Source organism: Mucilaginibacter sp. P5_A4 (genome assembly GCF_056400605.1).
This window is the reverse complement of sequence record NZ_JBFUKX010000004.1, coordinates 165,691-186,225: the sequence shown is the minus strand read 5'-3', so window position 1 is coordinate 186,225 and position 20,535 is coordinate 165,691. Positions and strand designations below refer to the sequence as shown.

The window sequence follows — 20,535 nt, the reverse complement described above, 5'->3', positions numbered from 1 at the left end:
TGTAATATTAAAGGCAGCAAAATTAAGCATTCACATGCATTTGAAATGCCTAATGAGGTCTAAATATTAAATAGCCTCTTTAGATGAAACATTTTGGAGGCAAAAAGTATTCTTACTAAAGAAAGATTATGAAAAGAAACTTACTGCTGATTGTCACTATTTTATGCGCTCTTAATACAACAGCACAGCAATATCTGTTATCCGGGCAGGTAACTGATCAAAAAAACAACGTAATTCCCTTTACTTCAGTATACATTCGCAATTCAACCTATGGTACTACAGCTAATGAAAACGGATTGTACCAGTTTAAGCTTTCGCCCGGCACCTATAATTTAACTTACCGTTCAGTTGGCTTTAATGAAAAGGTAGCAACAGTTACTATAACAGATCATGATGAAACCTTGAATGTGCAAATGGATGACGAGGTTTTTGGAACAGCAAGGGTAGCTGCCATTTATCGCAAAAACCGCGATGCTGCTGATACCATCATGAAACAAGTAATCAAAAAGCGAAAATACTACTTGGACGAAGCCGCTTCATACTCCTGCGCGGTTTATATAAAAGGAGTGCAAAAACTGTTGAGCGCGCCTAAATCCCTGTTATCAAAAGAGGTTATCAATACGCTTGATCTGGATTCCATAGGTCGCGGCATTCTTTATCAGCAGGAATCATTATCGGAATATAGTTTTCAAAGGCCTGATAAGATAAAGGAAATTACAATTGCCAACCGAACAGCTGGTATTAACACTGCTTTTAGTTATAATAAGGCATCCGATCTGCAGGTGAATTTTTATAATAATGTGTTTACTATAAACGGCTTAAGTACCCGTGGCTTTGTATCGCCCCTGGCATCAAATGCATTAACATTTTATAGGTATAAGCTATTGGGTGTATCAAATGAGAATGGTCGCGTTATTGATAAAATACAGGTAATCCCACGCCGCAGCCATGGCCAGTATTTCCAAGGCGATATTTATATTGTAGAGGGCGACTGGCGTTTATACGGTGCCGATCTGTACCTGGCCAATGGCATAAATAGCCTCAACCTGATAGATACTTTACATATCAGCCAGCAATATGTAGCCATTACCGATAGCGTTTGGATGCCATCGGCAGTGCAATACAACTTTAAGGGAGCTGTTTTTGGGTTTAAATTTGGCGGGTATTACCTGGCTATTTATAACAGCTATAAAATCAACCCCACTTTCCCGGATCATTTTTTTACAGGTGAAGTATTAAAGATTGATACTGCCGCAAACTCAAAAAAAGAAGATTACTGGGCATCTGTTCGCCCTGTTCCTTTAACCACAAAGGAAGCCCGGGATTACCAAAAGAAGGATAGCGTTGCAGCTTATAAGTTAACAGATCGCTACTTAGATTCCATTCAACATACCAAAAACCATATCAACTATCCGGGTTATTTAATATTTGGCTACTATGCCAGTAGCCGCAGCGAGAAGGATTCGTTATATGTTTATCCTTTTTTGCAAACCTTTTATTACAACACGGTTGAGGGCTTTGGTATTAATGCTAAGGTGAGATATACCAAAAAGCTGGACGATTTCCGCTCGCTAAGTATAACGCCGAACTTGCGGTACGGATTTGTAAACAAAATTTTGAGTGCCAATGTTTACTCGGAATATAAGAATGATCCTTTTCACAATGCTAAGTTTTTCATGAGCCTTGGCAACGATATTCTGGATTTAAATAACGTAGGCACCAGGTCGCTATACTTTAATACCCTGAGTACCCTCTTAAGCGAAAATAACTATGTTAAGTATTACCGCACCCATTATGGTCAGTTTGGATACCAGCGCGAGGTTACCAATGGGGTATTACTTAGCGGAAATCTGTCCTATGCCAGCCGAAGCCAGCTTTACAATACCTCATACGCCCACATTAAAGATGTTAAAAACAGGGAATATACGTCAAACAATCCGCTGGCCCCGCCGGGAACGCCAGCCGATGACCATTCCTTTTTATTTCCACAGAACCAGGCACTTACCTTTAGTACCTCGGCAACTTTTACGTTCGACCAGCGATATACTACCCGGCCTACCGGCAAGTTTAACCTGCCTTCAAAATACCCGGCGCTCACCGTAAATTACCGCAAAGGCATCAAGGGGCTATTTGGTTCGGATGTTAATTATGACTTTACTTCTGTTGATGTTTCGCAATACAAAATCAGGGTGGGGTTAACCGGCTTTTCAGCTTTCAAGCTCACTGCAGGAGGCTTCTTTAATGATAAAACCCTGTATTATATGGATTACAACCACTTTTTAGGTAACCAGGGTACCACCTTTGATCCTACCTATGTAGGCAGTTTCCACTTTTTACCTTTTTATACATATAGTACCAATGGAGCCTTTTTTGAAGCACATTTCCAGCACAACTTTGCCGGATCGATATTTAATAAGATCCCCATCCTGAGAAAGGCCAAGCTGGAAGAGGTCATAGGCGCTAATTACCTTACTACCAAAAACAACCGCAATTACCAGGAATATTATGTAGGCGTACAACGCCTTATTTTCAGGGTTGATTATGGTATATCCTACGCCGGTAATAAAAAATACATCCAGGGGTTCAGGATCTTTTACGGCATAAGGTAAAGGTGAAAGGATAAAGGTAAAAGGCGAAAGGTTACATGTAATAACGCCCTGTCTCAAAAACATCCCCAAAACACACCTCCGGCAATCCTAACATAACCTTTACCCCACCTTATCACCATATAAACTTTCACCCCTAGTGCACCATTCACCAACCTACAAAAACCTTTTGCCTTTTACCTTTATCCTTTCACCTCAAAATGCTTTTACCTTTCCGCTCAAAATCATATCTTTGCACTTCATTTAACACTGTTTGCAGCAGTATCAATGGTTTATGGCAATATATAACACACTACTGTACTATTGTTATTCAACAATAGCCGATGCGGAGCAATTTGCTGCCGATCATTTAAATTTTTGTAAAAGTTTAGGTTTAACCGGTCGCATTATTGTAGCTACCGAGGGGCTTAACGGTACCGTATCCGGCACCGCCGAAGCTTGTAAAACCTATATGGATACCGTACACGCCGATGAGCGTTTCGCGGGCATCGACTTTAAGATTGATGAAGTTGCCGAGCCATCATTTGTAAAAATGCACTGCCGTTATAAAGCCGAGATCGTATACTCGGGCCTGCGCGACCCTAACGTGATTAATCCGCAGCAACAAACCGGCAAACACCTGGAGCCAAAAGAATTTATGGCTATGAAGGACCGCGACGATGTGGTTGTTTTGGATGTTCGCTCCAACTACGAGCACTCCTTAGGCAAATTCAAAAACGCGGTAACGCTTGATATAGAAAACTTCAGAGATTTCCCGGCGATGATCAATGAGCTGGCCAAATACAAAGATAAAAAGATCCTGACCTATTGCACCGGCGGCATTAAATGCGAAAAAGCATCGGCCCTGTTATTGCACGAAGGTTTCTCCGAGGTATACCAACTGCATGGCGGAATTATTAAATATGGCAAAGAAGCAGGGGGCCAGGATTTTGAAGGCAAATGCTATGTATTTGATAACCGCCTGTCAGTCGATGTAAACAGCGTGAACCCTGTGGTTATCTCCACCTGTCGTAATTGCGGCCAAACTACGCCTAAAATGATCAACTGCGCCAACCCCGAGTGCAATGAGCATTTTACCCAATGCGATGAATGCGGAACTAAAATGGAAGGCTGCTGCAGCGATGCCTGCCAAATCCATCCCCGCAAAAGGATTTATGATGGTACAGGCTACTATGTAAAAGTTCCGCAACCAGTAAATACAGCGAAAAGGAAAAACGAGGGATTGCCGGTATAGCGCGTCAATTGCGAGAGGTAAGATCCGTAAATTCTGAAGGCGGGAATAACGTTTTGAAACAGTAGATCCTATACCCAAAGCTTTCTGCCTTAAGCTTTTCGCTTTTTGCTAATCTTTTATTTCTCCAATTCAAAGCTTAATTTCGTAAAATTGGTTTGCTTTACAAGCTCATACCATTTTATATCCCATGCGTAGATCCCTGCTCACTGTTATATCCCTGTTTTGTATCATTGCCCTTAATGCCGGCGCGGTTGATATAAAAAGCATAGGGGTGCCTTATGTACAAAACTACACCAAGGCCATGTACCAGTCGGGCAATCAAAACTGGAGTGTAACGCGCGATGAGCATGGCATTATGTATTTTGGCAATGCCGAAGGCTTACTCGCTTTTGATGGCAAATACTGGCAACAGCACCATATGCCCAATTCCCTTATCGTTCGGTCGGTATCCGCCGATGGTAGGGGTAAAGTTTACATTGGCGCTTATGGCGAATTTGGTTACTGGGCCAATGATAAAAAAGGGTTTTTAAAATACAATTCGCTTGTAAGCCTGGTTCCCAAAAAATACCGGCCAATAAACGAGGAGATCTGGAAAATATATGTTGACGGCAATAGGGTGATCTTCCAATCGTTTGGATCTATCTACATTTACGCCAAAGGGAAAATTGATGTAATAAAGGGGCCGAGTCCCTACCTGTTTTTATTTAAGGCCGGCAAACGCTTTTTTATTGAGCAGGTATCTGCGGGCTTATTCGAGCTTATAAACAATCATTTGGTGTATGTTGCGGGCAGTAATATTTTAGGCGCAAGCGGGGTACTTTCTATACTGCCATTTCAAAAAGAAAGGTATATTATAGGCACCGCCCAAAACGGATTGTTTATTTATGATGGCCAAACCATAAAACCATGGGTAAACCAGGCCAACGATTTTTTGAAAACATACCAGCTTAATAACGGGGCAAAAATTGCCGGTAAGTATTTTGCTTATGGCACTATTTTAAATGGTATTGTGGTGGTTGATACTGCCGGTAATGTAATACAACACATCAATAAATCAAGCGGGTTACAAAACAACACTGTTTTAAGCTTGTATACCGATAGCGAACAAAACCTTTGGGCCGGTTTGGATAACGGCATCGATCGTATTGAAGTAAACTCGCCATTGTATTTTTATTTCGATAAAACCGGCAGGTTTGGCACTGTTTATTCCAGCATCATATTTAATAAAAAAATCTACCTCGGTACCAACCAGGGCTTATTTTACAGCGACTGGATAGCCGATAACAACAGTAAACTTTTCCAATCATTTGATTTTAAACTCATCCCCGGCTCACAGGGCCAGGTATGGGAACTTACCCTGCAGGATGGTCGTTTGCTTTGCGGCCACAATGATGGAACCTACCAGGTAAATGGCAATATTATCACCAAAATATCGGCAACAACCGGCGGGTGGACCACAAAAAAACTAAGCCAGGATAAACTTATCCAGGGAACCTATACCGGTTTGGTGATCTTCAAAAAAGATGCTGCCAGTAACTGGCTCTTTGATCATAAGGTAGAAGGTTTTGGGGAGCCATCGCGCTATGTGGAGCAGGATAACAAAGGGCAGATCTGGGTGAGCCATGCCTATAAGGGCATTTATAAAGTAACGCTGAGTGCGGATCTGAAAAAGGTAACCTCCAAAGTGTATTATGATAGCAAATACGGCTTGCCGGGCAGCTTTAACGTAAACGTGTTTGATCTTGATAACCGTGTTGTGTTCTCCTCAGATTCGGGTTTTTATGTTTATGACGACATTACCGATCGCTTTTTTAAATACACCCAGCTCAACAAAAAGCTGGGCACCTTTGCCACTTCAAGCAAGATCATAAAGGCTATAGGCAAAAAATACTGGTTCATTAACCAGGGCCGTGTAGCCCTGGCCGATTTTTCGGCACCGGGCCGGTTAAGTATTGATACCAATCGCTTCGGCATCCTTACCGGGCAAATGGTGCAGCATTACGAAACCATAAACCGCATCAATAACTCAACCTACCTCATCAGTATTGATGATGGTTTTGTGATATTAAATGATGAAGACGCGCTTTTACCAAATAAAATAAACATTCCGCAGGTATTGATCCGCCAGGTAGAAAACATTACCGATAAAGTTTTTGCCATCAGCGAAAACAGCCAGGACCTTAGCGATATTGGCATTCCATATACGCAAAACAACATCCGCATCTCGTATTCGCTGCCCTATTATAAACAGGCAAAAATTAAATTCCAGTACTACCTGGAAGGCTATTCCCGGCAATGGAGCGACTGGACGCAACAAAGTCAGAAAGAATTTACCAATCTTGACCAGGGCACCTACCACTTTAAAGTACGCGCCAAAATCAATGATCAAAATGTATCACAAATAACTACGTTAACCTTTGTTATTCTACCGCCATGGTACGCAGGCAAGCTGGCTATGGTATTTTATGCTTTGTTGCTGGTACTCTCCTATTACCTGGTAAGGTATTATTACCGCCTTAAATTGAGGCGTCATCAGCACCGCATTCACCAAAAGCTGCAGCACGAAAAAGAGGAGTTTTTAAAGCAGGAAGCAATTGCCAGCGAACAGCATATCATCAACATAAAAAACGAACAGTTACAGGCCGATCTTGCCGGTAAAAGCCGCGAGCTGGCCAACTCGGCCATGAATTTGGTTTACAAGAACGAATTGCTGCAAAAAATAAGTGAAGAAATAGCACATTTAAAAGATACCACCGGCCAAAAACTGGCCGACGATCAGCTGCGCCGAATCCAAAAAGTGATAGATGAAGGAATGAACGATGAACGCGACTGGAACATATTTGAAAAAAGTTTTAACGAAGCTCATGAAAACTTTTTCAAAAAACTGAAATCCGGTCACCCCGACCTTGTACCAAACGACCTTAAACTATGCGCATACCTGCGCATGAACATGAGCAGTAAAGAGATGGCATCACTTTTAAACATTTCCCTGCGGGGTGTTGAAATAAGGCGGTATCGACTGCGTAAAAAGCTCAACCTGGAGCACGATAAAAACCTTGTGGAGTTTCTCATTGAGCTATAATACTACATCATTACCTCTCATAGCCCCTTATAAACATGCCTTACTGCGCTCTACAGTTGTAGTATATAAGCCACACATTACATTGGTTTAAATTTCAGTATATCAAATAGTTAACAAAATAAAAAACACATTTTGAGAAAGCGTGTTAAGATTGATGTATTAATGTTGAGTTAATTTTTTTGATTTAACTGTAATATCTGCACAGCTTTGTAAACTAATAAACCAATTATTTCTAACACGTTTTTTTTAATTAACCACTATGAAAAGAATTTTTACTATTTCAGGGGTGATGTTATTGTTCTTATTTTCCGCTACTGCCGCGTTTGCTCAAAACGTAACAGTAAAAGGTAAAGTAACTGATGCTGCAAACGGCGAAGCCCTAATAGGCGTATCTGTTTTAGTGAAGGGAACAACTACAGGTACCCAAACAGATGTTAATGGTGCCTTTACCATTAGCGCTGCCGGTACAGCTACCTTAACCTTCGCTTATATAGGGTATGCCTCAAAAGAAGTTCCTGTAAACGGACAAACATCCATTGATGTACATCTGCAATCACAAACCAACGAGTTACAGCAGGTTGTTGTAGTTGGTTACGGTACGCAGCGCAAGCTTGATGTAACCGGCTCGGTGGCAACAGTAAAAGGTGCAGATATTTCAAAACAGGCTTCAAACAACGCGCTGAGCGGCTTACAGGGTAAGGTAGCCGGCGTACAGATCACCAACAGCGGTTCTCCGGGTTCATCTCCTGCCGTTAGCATCCGTGGTTTAGGAACCGTTTATGGTAATGTAAGCCCATTATTTGTTGTTGACGGCGTTTGGTATAATGATATCAGCTTTTTAAATCCACAGGATATTGAAAGTGTAAGTATTCTTAAAGATGCGTCAAGCACAGCCATTTATGGTATCCGGGCCGCCAATGGTGTAATTTTAATAGGGACCAAAAGAGGCGTAAAAGGGAAACCGGTATTTAACTACAACGGCTACGCAGGGTGGCAATCAGTTACCAACCAGGTAAAAATGGCCAACGCAACCGAGTATGCCACCGCTATTAATGAGTTGTATACTTACAACAATATAACGCCCGTGCTATTTAGCGACCCTGCGAGTTTTGGAAAAGGGACTGACTGGTATGCGCAGATATTGCAAAATGCATTTGTAACCAACCATGAAGGCTCTATAAGCGGCGGTACCGATAAATATACTTATAACTATTCGTTTGGCTATCTTGACCAGGATGGTTTGGCCAAAACAAATAATTACAAACGTTATACCGCGCATTTATCAAATGATTTTAAAATTACAAAGGCTTTAAAATTTGGATACACAGCAAGCGGACTGATAGGTAAATCAAAAGATATCAATGGCGGTATTTTTCACCAGCTATTTGGTGTAGCGCCTACATTACCTGTTTACTACAAGGATGGCGCTTATGGCGACCCTAATGATTACCATACAGGTGACGGCAACAACTATAACCCGCAGGCAACTTTGGATTTTTTCAATCAGCGTTCAAAAAATTACAGAATTACTTATAATGCCTACGCCGAACTGTCATTTTTAAAGAACTTTAAATTCAGATCGAGCTATGGCGGCGATAACGGCCGTGCCGAAGTAAGAGCGTACTCTCCAATATACTACGCTACACTGGCCCAAAAAAGCACCTCATCTAATTTGGATGTAAACCAAACAGATACCCGCAATTGGATCTGGGAAAACACCCTGACCTATGATATTAAAATAAAAGATCATAAGTTAACTGCTTTGTTAGGCTATAGCGCACAGGATAACCGCACTTTTGAAAACGATGCACATGCGCAAAATGTTCCTTACAAAAGCAGCGGAAACCTGGTAACTTCTTTTCCCGATACAGCTAAGGTAACCTACTATGCCGATCCTGCAAGGCAGGCGCACACCCGCGCATTATCGCAATTTGCCCGTGTTAATTATTCATTTAAAGATAAATATTTGCTGAATGCATCAATTCGCCGTGATGGGGCATCACAGTTTTATGGAGATCATACTTATGGTTATTTTCCATCGGTTGGTGCCGGTTGGGTAATTACCAACGAAGACTTCATGAAGGATCAGCATATATTTGATAATTTGAAACTTCGCGGTAGCTGGGGTAAAGTAGGTAATTCGGTAGTGCCTATCAATCCAACAGTACAAACCATCGCATCCGATCCCTACCTCACCGCAATTTTTGGTAACCCGCAAACAACCAATCCGGGATCAAGCATAAATACGGTTGTACCTCCAACCATTGTTTGGGAAAAGGCAGTAGCTACCGATTTTGGTATAGAAGGGTCTGTATTAAATCACAGGTTATCATTCGAGGCCGATTACTACAACAGGGAAACACAGGATGCCATATTTTCTATCCCTATCCCTTCATCACTGGGTACAAACAGCAGCTCCATCATAGCTAATCAGGCCAGTATCCAAAACAGGGGGGTTGAGTTTTTACTGAGCTGGAAAAATCAGGCATCAAAAGATTTCTCCTATAGTGTAAGTGCCAATGTTGGTATAAATACCAACAAGGTATTAAGTGTACTAAGTGGTAAAAACCCTATTTACCAAGGCGGTAACGGAATTGCCAACGGTGCTTTAGCCACGCGTACTGTGGTAGGCCAGCCAATTGGCGAATTTTATGGCTACCAGGTAACCGGCATATTCCAAACACCTACCGAAGTGGCTGCGTCAAAACAAAAAACCGCGCAACCTGGCGATTTCATTTACCAGGATACCAATAAAGATGGCCAAATAGATACCAAAGACCGCGTAGTATTAGGTAGCCCGCTGCCTAAATATAACTATGGCATCAATACCTCGTTTACTTACAAACAATTTGACCTGACTTTAGATTTCCAAGGCGTTGCCGATGTAAGCGTATATAACGCCAACATAGCCTATCGTTTTGGTAATGAAAATTTTACTAAAGATTTTTATGATCACCGCTGGCATGGCGCAGGTACATCAACCACTTATCCATCTGTAAATGTGGGTTCTACAGCAAACTCGGCCCCAAATTCATTTTACGTTGAAAGCGGTGCGTATTTCAGGATGAGGAATGCACAATTGGGTTACACATTACCGTCGAGCCTCTTAAGCAAATGGAAAATACAAAAAGTAAGGCTTTTTGCAAATGCTCAAAACGCACTTACCTTTTTCGGTTACAAAGGCTTCACCCCCGAAGTTGGCGGTGGCGTAGGCAGCATGGGTATCGATGCAAGCGTATATCCATTGTATGCAACCTATAATTTTGGTGTTAACGTTACTTTTTAATCAAAATAAAGATGAAGAACAGTAAAAACTTTTTCTTGCAAAAGGCCCTCATTTTAGGCTTTGTTGCATCTATCATAACATTTCAAAGCTGTAAAAAAAGCTTTCTAAATGTCAATCCGGCCGGCACTACAGCAGCCACACAATTTTGGAAAACCCAGGCCGATGCTACTGCAGCAGTAAATGCCATGTATGCTAATCTGCACGAATGGAAGAATATAGCTTTTGCGCCTATTGCCGTTGAAAGCATGGGATCTGATGATGTGGAAAAAGGCAGCAGCCCTACCGATGCTACTTACCTGAACAATTTCCATAACTTTTCGGCAACAGCCGGCGAAGGGCAAATTGCCGATTTTTGGGCTGGCGAGTATCAAACCATCAATTTTGCCAACCAGATACTGGGTAATATACCTAACATCACCATGGACGACGCGTTAAAAGCAAGATACCTTGCCGAAGCTAAATTCATCAGGGCTTATGCCTATTTCAGGCTGGTAAGAGCTTACGGCGATGTACCTTTGCGTTTAAGTTTACCCAAAAGCCCCACTGAGTATAACCTGCCTCGTACAGCCAAAGCACAGGTATATGCTGCAATTGAAACCGATTTAACCGATGCCGCAGCGGTATTACCTCAAACCTACGGTTCGGCTGATGTTGGTCGTATAACTAAAGGCGCTGCATTAACCCTGCATGCAAAAGTAGCGATGTATCAAAAGAAATGGAGCGATGTGGTAACTTATACCACACAGGTAATGGGCATGGGCTATTCGCTATATCCTGATTATGAGCAATTGTTCAGAACTACGCATAAAAATAACCAGGAATCGATATTTGAGGTTCAGTGTATGCTGATCCCCAATAATGCTGCTGCTTCCAATTCACAATACTCACAGGTACAAGGCGTTCGCGGTTCAACTGGCGGCGGCTGGGGCTTTAATGTTCCGAGCGCCGATTTGGCCGCCGCGTATGAAACCGGCGATCCGCGCAGGGATGCCACTATCATCTTCAGGGGCGAAACTACACCCGAAGGCGATGCCATACCTGCCAACGGTGATAACCCTATGTACAACCAAAAATCATATGTGCCTTTTGGCCTATATGTATCTGGCTTTAATGAAGGCTGCCAGCAAAACAAAATTGTTTTGCGTTATGCCGAAGTATTGCTGATGAATGCCGAAGCTAATAATGAGCTTGGTAATTCGGCAGCCGCTTTAGCTCCGTTAGAAGTAGTTCGTGCAAGGGCAAGAGGCGCCAATGCCGCTATCCTGCCTAAAATTACCACCACAGATCAGGCTGCTTTACGTGCCGTTATTTATAAAGAAAGAAGAGTTGAATTTGCGATGGAGTTTGATCGTTATTTTGATGTTATACGCCAGGGAAGAGGCTTAGAAGTTTTTGGTTCAAGGGGTTGGAAAGCAGGCAAAAACGAAGTTTGGCCGGTACCTCAAAACGAGATTGACCTGAGTGCGGGTATTTTAACCCAAAACCCTAATTATTAATTATCAAAATTCAATAACGATGAAAGCATTTAAAAATTCACTTACAGTTGCGCTCCTGGTGGGCGTAGCTGCAAGCTTCACCATATCATCATGCAAAAAAGGTTTTGATCCTAAAACTTACGCCCCATCAAAACCATTACCAACATTTGGCGGGTATAGCAGTACAAAAGATATTGAACCTGCAAGCTTAGTAGCCTATTATCCATTCAACAGCAACCTTGCCGATAGTTTATCGGGAGCCACAGGTGTTGGAGCCGGAACAAGCTTTACTAAAGGATTAACAGGCCAGGGATTAAAGGGAGCCGATAAATCATACGTACTATATGATACACCTGCGGGGATCAAATCTTCTAAAAGTTTTACCGCAAGCGTTTGGGTAAATATGCCGCAAAACACTTCAGCAACAGGGCTTATGGATCTTCAAAACGACCAGCCTGGGGGAGCCGGATTTTGGGGTAGCCTTGCTATATTTTTTGATAACGGCGGCACATCATCAACCGGGGTACTTAAAGTGCATGCATTTAACAAAAGCGGCAGCTCAACGGGAATAGATGGATGGGAAGGCGGATATACTGTAGCAGATCCCTGGAATACATGGATAAATGTTACCGTAACTTTTGACGCAGACGCCTCTACAATTTATGTGTATTACAATGGCGCTCTTGCAGGTAAAAACACCGTTACGGGCTTTGCTCCTATGGATTGGACCAATGCCAAAAAATTGGTTTTTGGTACTTTGCAGTTTCAAACCACCCCATCGCTTACTGCCAATACCGTCGCGCAGGATTGGGCAGGTTACGTAACCGGAACATTAGATCAGATAAGGTTTTATAGCAAATCTCTTTCTGCCTCACAGGTCTTAGCTTTATATAACCTGGAAAAAGCAGGAAGATAATTGGTTGATTGATTTGGGTTGTTCCGGGTAAAACCGGGCACCCATTTTTTTCAAAATATAATTTAACCGGGATTTATTAACGTCGGGTTTGTGCATGAGGAATTTTAAAAATTGTTTGGTCTTGGGCTTAATTATCATACTTTTTGCCTGTGGCAAAGGATCAAAAACCACCCCACCACCTGTTACGCCACCGGTTGCCTCATTCAGCTTTAATGCTTTAAAAGTGAACGGAAAAAACAATGGGTTTAAATATGTGAATGTTAATGCCAAACCGGCTATTGCCATTACGTTTTCAACCCCGCTTAACCGCACATCAATAGCCGGCAGCATTAGTATAAGCAGCAAGGCTGGTGCAACCGCTACCTACAATACTACCTACCAAAACAGCGATAGCACGGTTGTAATTACTCCAACGGGTTTCTCGCCCATTACACAGTACACCCTGAATGTTACTACAGCGCTAAAATCAGTAAAGGGCGGCAGCCTGCAATCGGCATTGGCTGTACAGCTTACCACGGCTATCGATAGTACAAAAAAATTCGGCACCATAACCGATGATCAGCTTTTAGACCTGGTGGAGCAACAAACCCTCAAATACTTTTATGATTTTGGCCACCCCACCAGCGGCCTCGCACGTGAACGCAATTCATCGGGCGATGTGGTAACCACCGGTGGCTCGGGTTTTGGCATTATGGCTATTGTTGCGGGCATTAACCGTGGTTTTATCTCCCGTGCCAATGGTTTAGCGCGGATGCAAAAGATTGTTGGCTTTTTAAATACCAAAGCTCAAAAGTTCCATGGTGCTTTTCCGCATTGGCTTAATGGCGTTACCGGTGCTGTTGTACCATTCAGCGCGCAGGATAATGGCGCCGACCTGGTAGAAACCTCCTACCTGGTGCAGGGCCTGATAACCGCGCGCCAGTTTTTTAATGGCACCGGTACAGATGAAACCCAGCTGCGTACCGATATCAATACTTTATGGAACGGTGTAGAGTGGGACTGGTTTCGCCAAAACAGTCAAAACGTTTTATACTGGCATTGGAGCCCCAACCAAAACTGGGCTATCAATATGAAAATTACCGGCTGGAATGAAGCGTTGATAGTTTATGTTCTGGGAGCAGCGTCAACAACGCATGCCATCCCTAAAGCAGTTTATGACCAGGGATGGGCAAATAATGGCAGCATTAAAAATGGCAGTACTTATTATGGTGTTACCTTACCGCTTGGTCCGGCGCAGGGCGGCCCAATGTTTTTTGCGCATTACTCGTTCTTAGGCATCAACCCAAAAGGCTTAACCGATGCTTATGCCAACTACGAAACGCAGAACAAGGCACAGGCCACCATCAATTATAATTATTGCGTTGCCAACCCGCAGGCCAATGGCGGCTACAGCGCCGATTGCTGGGGACTAACCGCAAGTGATATTGAAGGCGGCTATACAGCAAGCGCGCCAACTAACGATGTTGGAGTAATTGCGCCTACCGCGGCCATAGCATCTTTGCCTTATACGCCAACACAATCTATGGCGGCCTTAAGGTTTTTTTACTACACGCTTGGCGATAAATTATGGGGACAATATGGCTTTTACGATGCTTTTAACTTAACCAACCCATGGTTTGCAGATTCATACCTGGCAATTGACCAGGGACCAATTGTGGTAATGATAGAAAACTACCGCACCGGCCTGCTCTGGAACCTGTTTATGAGTGCGCCCGAAGTAAAAACCGGCATGAAAAACTTAGGATTCAGCAGTCCTAACCTATAAATTTTAATAACGATATTCTAAATGAAAAAAATTATAATAACCCCCATTTTGCTGATGCTTGCTCTGTGTTGCTTTGCACAAAAGCAAACAAAAACCACAGCAGCGGATGGCATTAAACCAGTAGGCATTATAAAAAATCTTAGCGATAGCGCATTACTTGATGTGGTGCAACGCCAAACGTTCCGCTATTTCTGGGATTTTGGTCACCCCGTAAGCGGCCTGGCGCGCGAACGCAGCAACAAATCATTTGATTATGGCGATGAGGTGGTAACAACCGGCGGATCGGGCTTTGGCATAATGGCGCTCATTGTTGCCGATAGCCGTAAATGGATCACCCATGAGCAGGCTGTTGACAGGATGGTGAAGATGGTCAACTTTTTATTTAAGGCCAATTCGTTCCATGGCGCTTTCCCCCACTGGATGAATGGCGAAACCGGCAAAGTGATCCCGTTTGGGCGCAAGGATGACGGAGGCGATATTGTGGAATCGGCCTATTTATTCCAGGGACTGATCTGCGCAAAACAATACTTTACCGCCAACAATCCTAAAGAGCGGCGCATCCGTGATGTGATCAGCTGGATGTGGGGCGAAATGGAATGGAGCTGGTACACCCGCGATGGTCGTGATGCCCTTTACTGGCACTGGAGCCCCAACAATGGCTGGGCCATGAATTTCCCTATCCACGGCTTTAATGAATGCCTTATAACGTACGTGCTGGCTGCATCTGCGGATAGATACCCGGTAAGTGCCGATGTTTACCACAGGGGCTGGGCACAAAGCGATTTCTTCAAAAATGGCAAAACTTTTTACGGTTATAAATTGCCTTTGGGCTTTGATTTTGGCGGACCGCTTTTCTTTTCGCAATACTCGTTTATGGGCTTAAATCCAAAAGGGTTAAAAGACCAATATGCCGATTACTGGGAGCAGAATAAAAACCATACCCTCATTAACTACGCCTATTGTGTTGATAACCCTAAAAAGTTTAAAGGCTATGGCGAAAACTGCTGGGGACTTACCGCCAGCGATAACTTTGAAGGTTATAATGCCCATTCGCCAACAAACGATCTTGGGGTAATAACACCAACAGCGGCATTATCTGCATTTCCATACACACCGGAGCAATCCATGAAAGCCCTGCGCCATTTTTATTACGATCTGGGCGATAAGATCTGGGGCGAATATGGCTTTACCGATGCTTTCAGCGAATCGCATAACTGGTATGGAAAATCATATTTGGCTATAGACCAGGGCCCAATTGTGGTAATGATAGAAAACTACCGCACCGGTCTGCTCTGGAAACTTTTCATGAGCAGCCCCGATGTGCAAAACGGTCTAAACAAACTTGGTTTTGAAAGCCCGGCAATCACAAAGAAATAACACGATTTAGGGATTTTTCAGGATTTACAGGATGCTGTGCAGTCGTTCAACTAAGTTGGGCGACTGTTTTTAATTTACACTACTCCTGTTCCGGCTTTTTAGGCAGGGTTTTCATGTTGAACTTTGGCTTATAAGCCGGTTTAGCGGTAGGAGTTTCTTCAGCCGGCTTTATTTCAGTTGATTCCGCCGATGGAGCAATTTGCTCCTCCTTTTCCGCGGATTTTTCCTCCGCCTCAACAGTTTTGGGCTTCATCATCGCGGCGTTAAAGCGCGGTTTAAAAGCAGGTTTTGCAGCTGGAATTTCTGCTGTTGGAGCGCTTGAGGACTCTGTAGGTTCCTCCTGTTTACCTTCTGCGGATGATTCCTCAACAACCGGCTTTGGTTTTACCATCGCGGCGTTAAAGCGCGGTTTAAAAGCAGGCTTTGTAACAGGCGTTTCTGCCGGTGGGGTAGTCGTTTCTTTTACCTCGGCCTTTTCCTCAACAGCATCAGTGCTTTCTGCAGGTTTAGGTTTTACCATAGCAGTGTTAAAACGCGGTTTAAAAGCAGGCTTTGTAACAGGCGTTTCTGCCGATGGAGTAGTTGTTTCTTTTACTTCCGGCTTTTCCTCAATAGCATCTGTGCTTTCTGCAGGTTTAGGTTTTACCATTGCCGGATTAAAACGCGGTTTAAAGGCAGGCTTTGCAGGTATATTCTCAACAGGAGGTTTATCCTCTTCGGCCTTAACCTCTTCCGGTTTTTCCTCCACGGGTTTAGGTATAGCTGTCGCCCTGAATTTTGGTGTAAAACCAATTTTTGGCGATGGCGTTGCCGGTTCTGTCAAACTATCGGTAATAGTTTGTTCGGCAAGAGGGTTTGCAATGGCAACCTTTTCGGTTTTTATTTCCTGCGGAACCGGGAACCGACGCCTTAGCTTATTGAACCAGTATTTCTTGGAATGGTCGAAACTCTTCTCTCCCATCTGTTCAAAGTGATCTTTAAATTCAGAAAACAACGATCCCTCAGCCGCTTGTAAAGCCGCCAGGTCAATCCTTTTCTTTTTAAAAAACTCTTCGAAAACCATTTAATTAGATTTGAGACGTGAGATATGAGATATGAGATAAAACCATTCCGGTCTCAAATCTCATATCTCACATCCCATATCTATGTTGCCACATCCACATCCAGCTGATTAAAATGGATGCCTTTATCTGTTTGTTTCCAGTCTGCACGCTCCTCGTCGGTAGCGTTCATCAGTTTGGGGAACCACTCCAGGGGGAAGGCCTGTTGCTTGCCATCAGCTTTTTCAACAAAAAGCAAGCCATTGGCAAAGGTTACCTTTACTTTCTTTTCTTCCTTACGTGAACTGAATAGTGGCATGGCATTAAATTTTAATCCCCGTCATTGCGAGGAACGAAGCAATCCCCTACCTACAGAGCAGCTTTGCAAATCCGATCTGCATAGTTTGGGATTGCTTCGTTCCTCGCAATGACGCGCTTTTTTTACTTGTCATTACTATTTTTTCCAGGTCACCCCTGATGATCACTCGCAATGACGCGTGGTAAAGAAATCTGAGATCCGTTTACTCCGCCATATTATGGTACACCGCCTGCACGTCGTCATCTTCCTCAAGGCGATCGATCAGTTTCATGATCTCGGTAACCTGTTCTTCTGTTACTTCATGAAATGATTGCGGCACACGCTCCAGCTTGGCTGATTTTACTTCAACACCTAATTCCTCCAGTGCTTTTTGCATTTTGCCAAAATCTTCAAAGGCTGTATGTATAACGCCAATATCGTTACCTTCTTCATCAGCTTCTACAAACAGGTCTTCCAGGCCGGCATCTATCAGTTCAAATTCCAGTTCTTCCAGGTCGCGCTCGCCGGGCTCAAATGTAAAAACAGATTTACGGGTAAAAATAAAATCCAATGACCCGGTTTTACCCAACGAGCCACCGTATTTTGTAAAGTAACTGCGCACGTTGGCAACAGTACGATTGGTATTATCGGTAGCGGTTTCAACCAAAACAGCAACTCCATAAGGTGCATAACCTTCGTAAACCAGTTCTTCGTAATCTTTTTCGTCGCGGCTTGTGGCCCTTTTAATGGCAGCTTCAACGCGGTCTTTAGGCATGTTAACAGCCTTGGAGTTTTGCACAGCTGTACGCAAGCGCGAATTGGTGGTAATATCGCCGCCACCGGCTTTTACAGCCATCACAATCTCTTTCCCTAAACGGGTAAACTGCACTGCCATTTTAGCCCAGCGCTTAAACTTTCTTTCTTTGCGGAATTCAAATGCTCTTCCCATAACTTTTTATTTGTCCATCGTCCATGGACGATAGACCATAGACTCAGCGAATATAATTTGTTTTTTGTATAAGTTTTGCAAAACAACAAAGGTAAAACCTTTATGCTTTCGCCTTTAACCTTTTATACCTCTATATTACCTTTTTCAAATTCTCCAGCATATCTGCCGTCATTTTTGGCAATTCGTATTCCAGTTTCCATCCCCAGTCCTGCTGCGCACGGCTATCATCAATTGATTTTGGCCAGCTATCGGCAATGTCCTGGCGCGGATCGCTTTCAACATAGCCCATCTCGAAAGCGGGAATATGTTTTTTGATCTCATCGGCCAGTTGCGCCGGGGTAAAGCTTATTCCGGCCAGGTTGTATGATGATCGGATCTTAACCTGCTCAGCCGGTGCATCCATCAAACTGATGGTGGCCCTAATGGCATCTTCCATATACATCATTGGCAGGGCAGTATCTGCAGAAAGAAAACTTTCATATTTGCCTTTTTTTAACGCTTCATGAAATATATGCACGGCATAATCGGTAGTTCCGCCACCGGGTGATGCCTTCCAGCCAATTAAGCCAGGGTAACGGATACTCCGTACATCAACCCCGTATTTGGTATAATAATATTCGCACCAGCGTTCGCCTGCCAATTTGCTGAAACCATAAACCGTGTTTGGGTCCATTACACAATATTGCGGTGTATTAAACTGCGGCGAATGCGGACCAAAAACAGCTATCGAGCTTGGCCAAAAAACCCTGGCAGTTTTAAATTCAACAGCAAAATCAAGTACGTGAATAAGGCCGGTCATGTTCAGATCCCAGGCCATTTTAGGTTTTTGCTCGCCTACGGCCGATAATATGGCTGCCAGCAGGTAAACCTGTGTCGGACGATGTTTATCAAAAATATGGTGCAGGTTATGCTTATCCAGCACATTTACAATTTCATAAGGGCCGCTATTTCGTATGGCATAAGTTGGGTCGTTAATGTCGGATGCTATTACATTTTCAGCTCCGTGAATGCCCCTTAAAGCCATCACCAGTTCGGTACCAATCTGACCATTGGCGCCAATCACTAAAATTTTTTCGGTCATCAACTTTTAGTTTTGGCAAAGGTAGGAATTTGGGTGAAAAGTTGATGGTTGATTGGTGAGTAGTTGATTAAGTTGTGACGTGTTTGAAAAGTATTCCTGTGTAAATAGTTTTCAGGTCACGCGGTTCAGGATATAAGCCACAATCCACTTAACCTACCCTTCACCTGATCAACGATTCACTAAAAACCTACTATTTCAGTAGATTATCCAAAAAATTATGCATCTTTGAAGTTTAATATTTTATTACATAACAAATTAACTCAAAATGAACCTCCAAAGGAGCTCATTACATTTAAAAACAAATTAACACAATGAAAGTCGCAGTAGTAGGTGCTACAGGATTAGTAGGCACCAAAATGTTGCAGGTTCTTGCAGAACGCAACTTCCCCGTTACAGAATTAATTCCCGTAGCTTCAGAGAAAAGTATTGGTAAAGAAATTACTTTTAAGGGTAAGCAGTTTAAGGTAGTTTCTGTTGAGGATGCGATTAAGATGAAGCCGGATGTAGCTATTTTCAGCGCCGGCGGAAGCACTTCATTACAACAAGCTCCGCTGTTTGCGGCGGCCGGCACAACTGTTATTGATAATTCATCAGCATGGCGCATGGACCCAACCAAAAAACTGGTTGTACCCGAAGTTAATGCCGATGTGCTGACTGCGGATGACAAGATCATCGCCAATCCAAATTGCTCAACCATACAAATGGTAGTGGCCTTAAAACCGCTGCACGATAAATATAAAATTAAAAGGGTGGTTGTTTCAACCTACCAATCGGTAACCGGTACAGGTGTTAAAGCTGTGGACCAGTTATTTAACGAGCGTAAAGGCATCGATGGACCAAAGGTATACCCTTACACTATCGATTTAAATGTTATCCCGCAGATTGACGTTTTCACCGAAAATGGTTACACCAAAGAGGAAATGAAAATGATCCTGGAAACCAAAAAGATCATGGGTGATGACAGCATCAGGGTAACTGCTACTACTGTGCGTATCCCGGTTATGGGTGGTCACTCCGAATCGGTAAACATTGAATTTGTAAATGATTTCGATTTGGGCGAAGTAAGAGAACTATTGGCTAACTCGCCAGGCATTGTAGTGGTTGATGATACCGCCAACCTGAAATATCCTATGCCGCTTGACGCGCACGATAAAGACGAAGTTTTTGTTGGCCGCCTGCGTCGCGACGAAAGCCAGGATAATACCTTAAATTGCTGGATAGTATCTGATAACCTGCGTAAAGGCGCGGCTACCAATGCGGTACAGATTGCAGAATACCTGGCTGCCAAGCATTTGATTGGTCAGCCGGTTGAGGCGTAATCGCAGTTAACCTATTTTAGATATACAAGCCCTGCGGTGAAAATTGCAGGGCTTTATTTTTTCAAAAAAAATAGAAACCCGGCAAATATTTTGAAAAGGCAAAAGAA

13 protein-coding genes are annotated in these 20,535 nt (G+C 43.2%); 9 read left to right on the top strand and 4 right to left on the bottom strand.

The window, feature by feature from the left end; all coding sequences use genetic code 11:
* Window positions 1-128 precede the first annotated feature (128 nt).
* The 8 genes from AC1DQW_RS04665 (at window position 129) to AC1DQW_RS04630 (ending at window position 15,741) form a co-directional block, all read left to right on the top strand.
* Window positions 129-2,609, top strand: coding sequence for a DUF5686 family protein (locus AC1DQW_RS04665; protein ID WP_477453050.1), 2,481 nt, complete (start codon window positions 129-131; stop codon window positions 2,607-2,609).
* Between the two features lie 271 nt (window positions 2,610-2,880).
* A complete protein-coding gene (gene trhO / locus AC1DQW_RS04660; protein ID WP_477453049.1) occupies window positions 2,881-3,840 on the top strand; it encodes an oxygen-dependent tRNA uridine(34) hydroxylase TrhO in 960 nt (319 codons plus the stop codon).
* Between the two features lie 187 nt (window positions 3,841-4,027).
* Entirely contained in the window at window positions 4,028-6,922 is a 2,895-nt protein-coding gene (locus AC1DQW_RS04655) for a ligand-binding sensor domain-containing protein (protein WP_477453048.1), read from the top strand.
* Between the two features lie 259 nt (window positions 6,923-7,181).
* Window positions 7,182-10,208, top strand: a complete 3,027-nt coding sequence (locus tag AC1DQW_RS04650; protein WP_477453047.1) for a SusC/RagA family TonB-linked outer membrane protein — start codon at window positions 7,182-7,184, stop codon at window positions 10,206-10,208.
* Window positions 10,209-10,219: 11 nt separating this feature from the next.
* Window positions 10,220-11,704, top strand: a complete 1,485-nt coding sequence (locus tag AC1DQW_RS04645; protein WP_477453046.1) for a RagB/SusD family nutrient uptake outer membrane protein — start codon at window positions 10,220-10,222, stop codon at window positions 11,702-11,704.
* A 19-nt stretch (window positions 11,705-11,723) separates the two neighbouring features.
* A complete protein-coding gene (locus AC1DQW_RS04640; RefSeq protein ID WP_477453045.1) occupies window positions 11,724-12,599 on the top strand; it encodes a LamG domain-containing protein in 876 nt (291 codons plus the stop codon).
* A gap of 121 nt (window positions 12,600-12,720) precedes the next feature.
* The gene (locus AC1DQW_RS04635) at window positions 12,721-14,364 is read left to right on the top strand and encodes a glucoamylase family protein (protein ID WP_477453044.1); all 1,644 of its coding nucleotides are present in this window, start codon (window positions 12,721-12,723) and stop codon (window positions 14,362-14,364) included.
* Window positions 14,365-14,385: 21 nt separating this feature from the next.
* A complete protein-coding gene (locus AC1DQW_RS04630) occupies window positions 14,386-15,741 on the top strand; it encodes a glucoamylase family protein (RefSeq protein ID WP_477453043.1) in 1,356 nt (451 codons plus the stop codon).
* Between the two features lie 79 nt (window positions 15,742-15,820).
* Here AC1DQW_RS04630 and AC1DQW_RS04625 read toward each other — a convergent pair whose 3' ends face one another.
* The 4 genes from AC1DQW_RS04625 to AC1DQW_RS04610 form a co-directional block, all read right to left on the bottom strand.
* On the bottom strand, window positions 15,821-16,804 hold the full coding sequence (locus AC1DQW_RS04625) for a hypothetical protein (protein WP_477453042.1): 984 nt from the start codon (window positions 16,802-16,804) through the stop codon (window positions 15,821-15,823).
* A gap of 80 nt (window positions 16,805-16,884) precedes the next feature.
* Window positions 16,885-17,100 (bottom strand): DUF2442 domain-containing protein, encoded by a 216-nt coding sequence (locus tag AC1DQW_RS04620; RefSeq protein WP_477415937.1) that lies wholly within the window; start codon window positions 17,098-17,100, stop codon window positions 16,885-16,887.
* A 202-nt stretch (window positions 17,101-17,302) separates the two neighbouring features.
* Entirely contained in the window at window positions 17,303-18,028 is a 726-nt protein-coding gene (locus tag AC1DQW_RS04615) for a YebC/PmpR family DNA-binding transcriptional regulator (RefSeq protein WP_477400747.1), read from the bottom strand.
* A 130-nt stretch (window positions 18,029-18,158) separates the two neighbouring features.
* Window positions 18,159-19,109: an NAD-dependent epimerase/dehydratase family protein gene (locus tag AC1DQW_RS04610; protein WP_477453041.1), complete on the bottom strand. Its 951-nt coding sequence runs from the start codon at window positions 19,107-19,109 to the stop codon at window positions 18,159-18,161.
* A gap of 311 nt (window positions 19,110-19,420) precedes the next feature.
* Here AC1DQW_RS04610 and AC1DQW_RS04605 point away from each other — a divergent pair, with 311 nt between their 5' ends.
* Complete coding sequence (locus AC1DQW_RS04605) at window positions 19,421-20,428, top strand: aspartate-semialdehyde dehydrogenase (protein ID WP_477400744.1); 1,008 nt, start codon at window positions 19,421-19,423, stop codon at window positions 20,426-20,428.
* The last annotated feature ends 107 nt before the right edge of the window (window positions 20,429-20,535 follow it).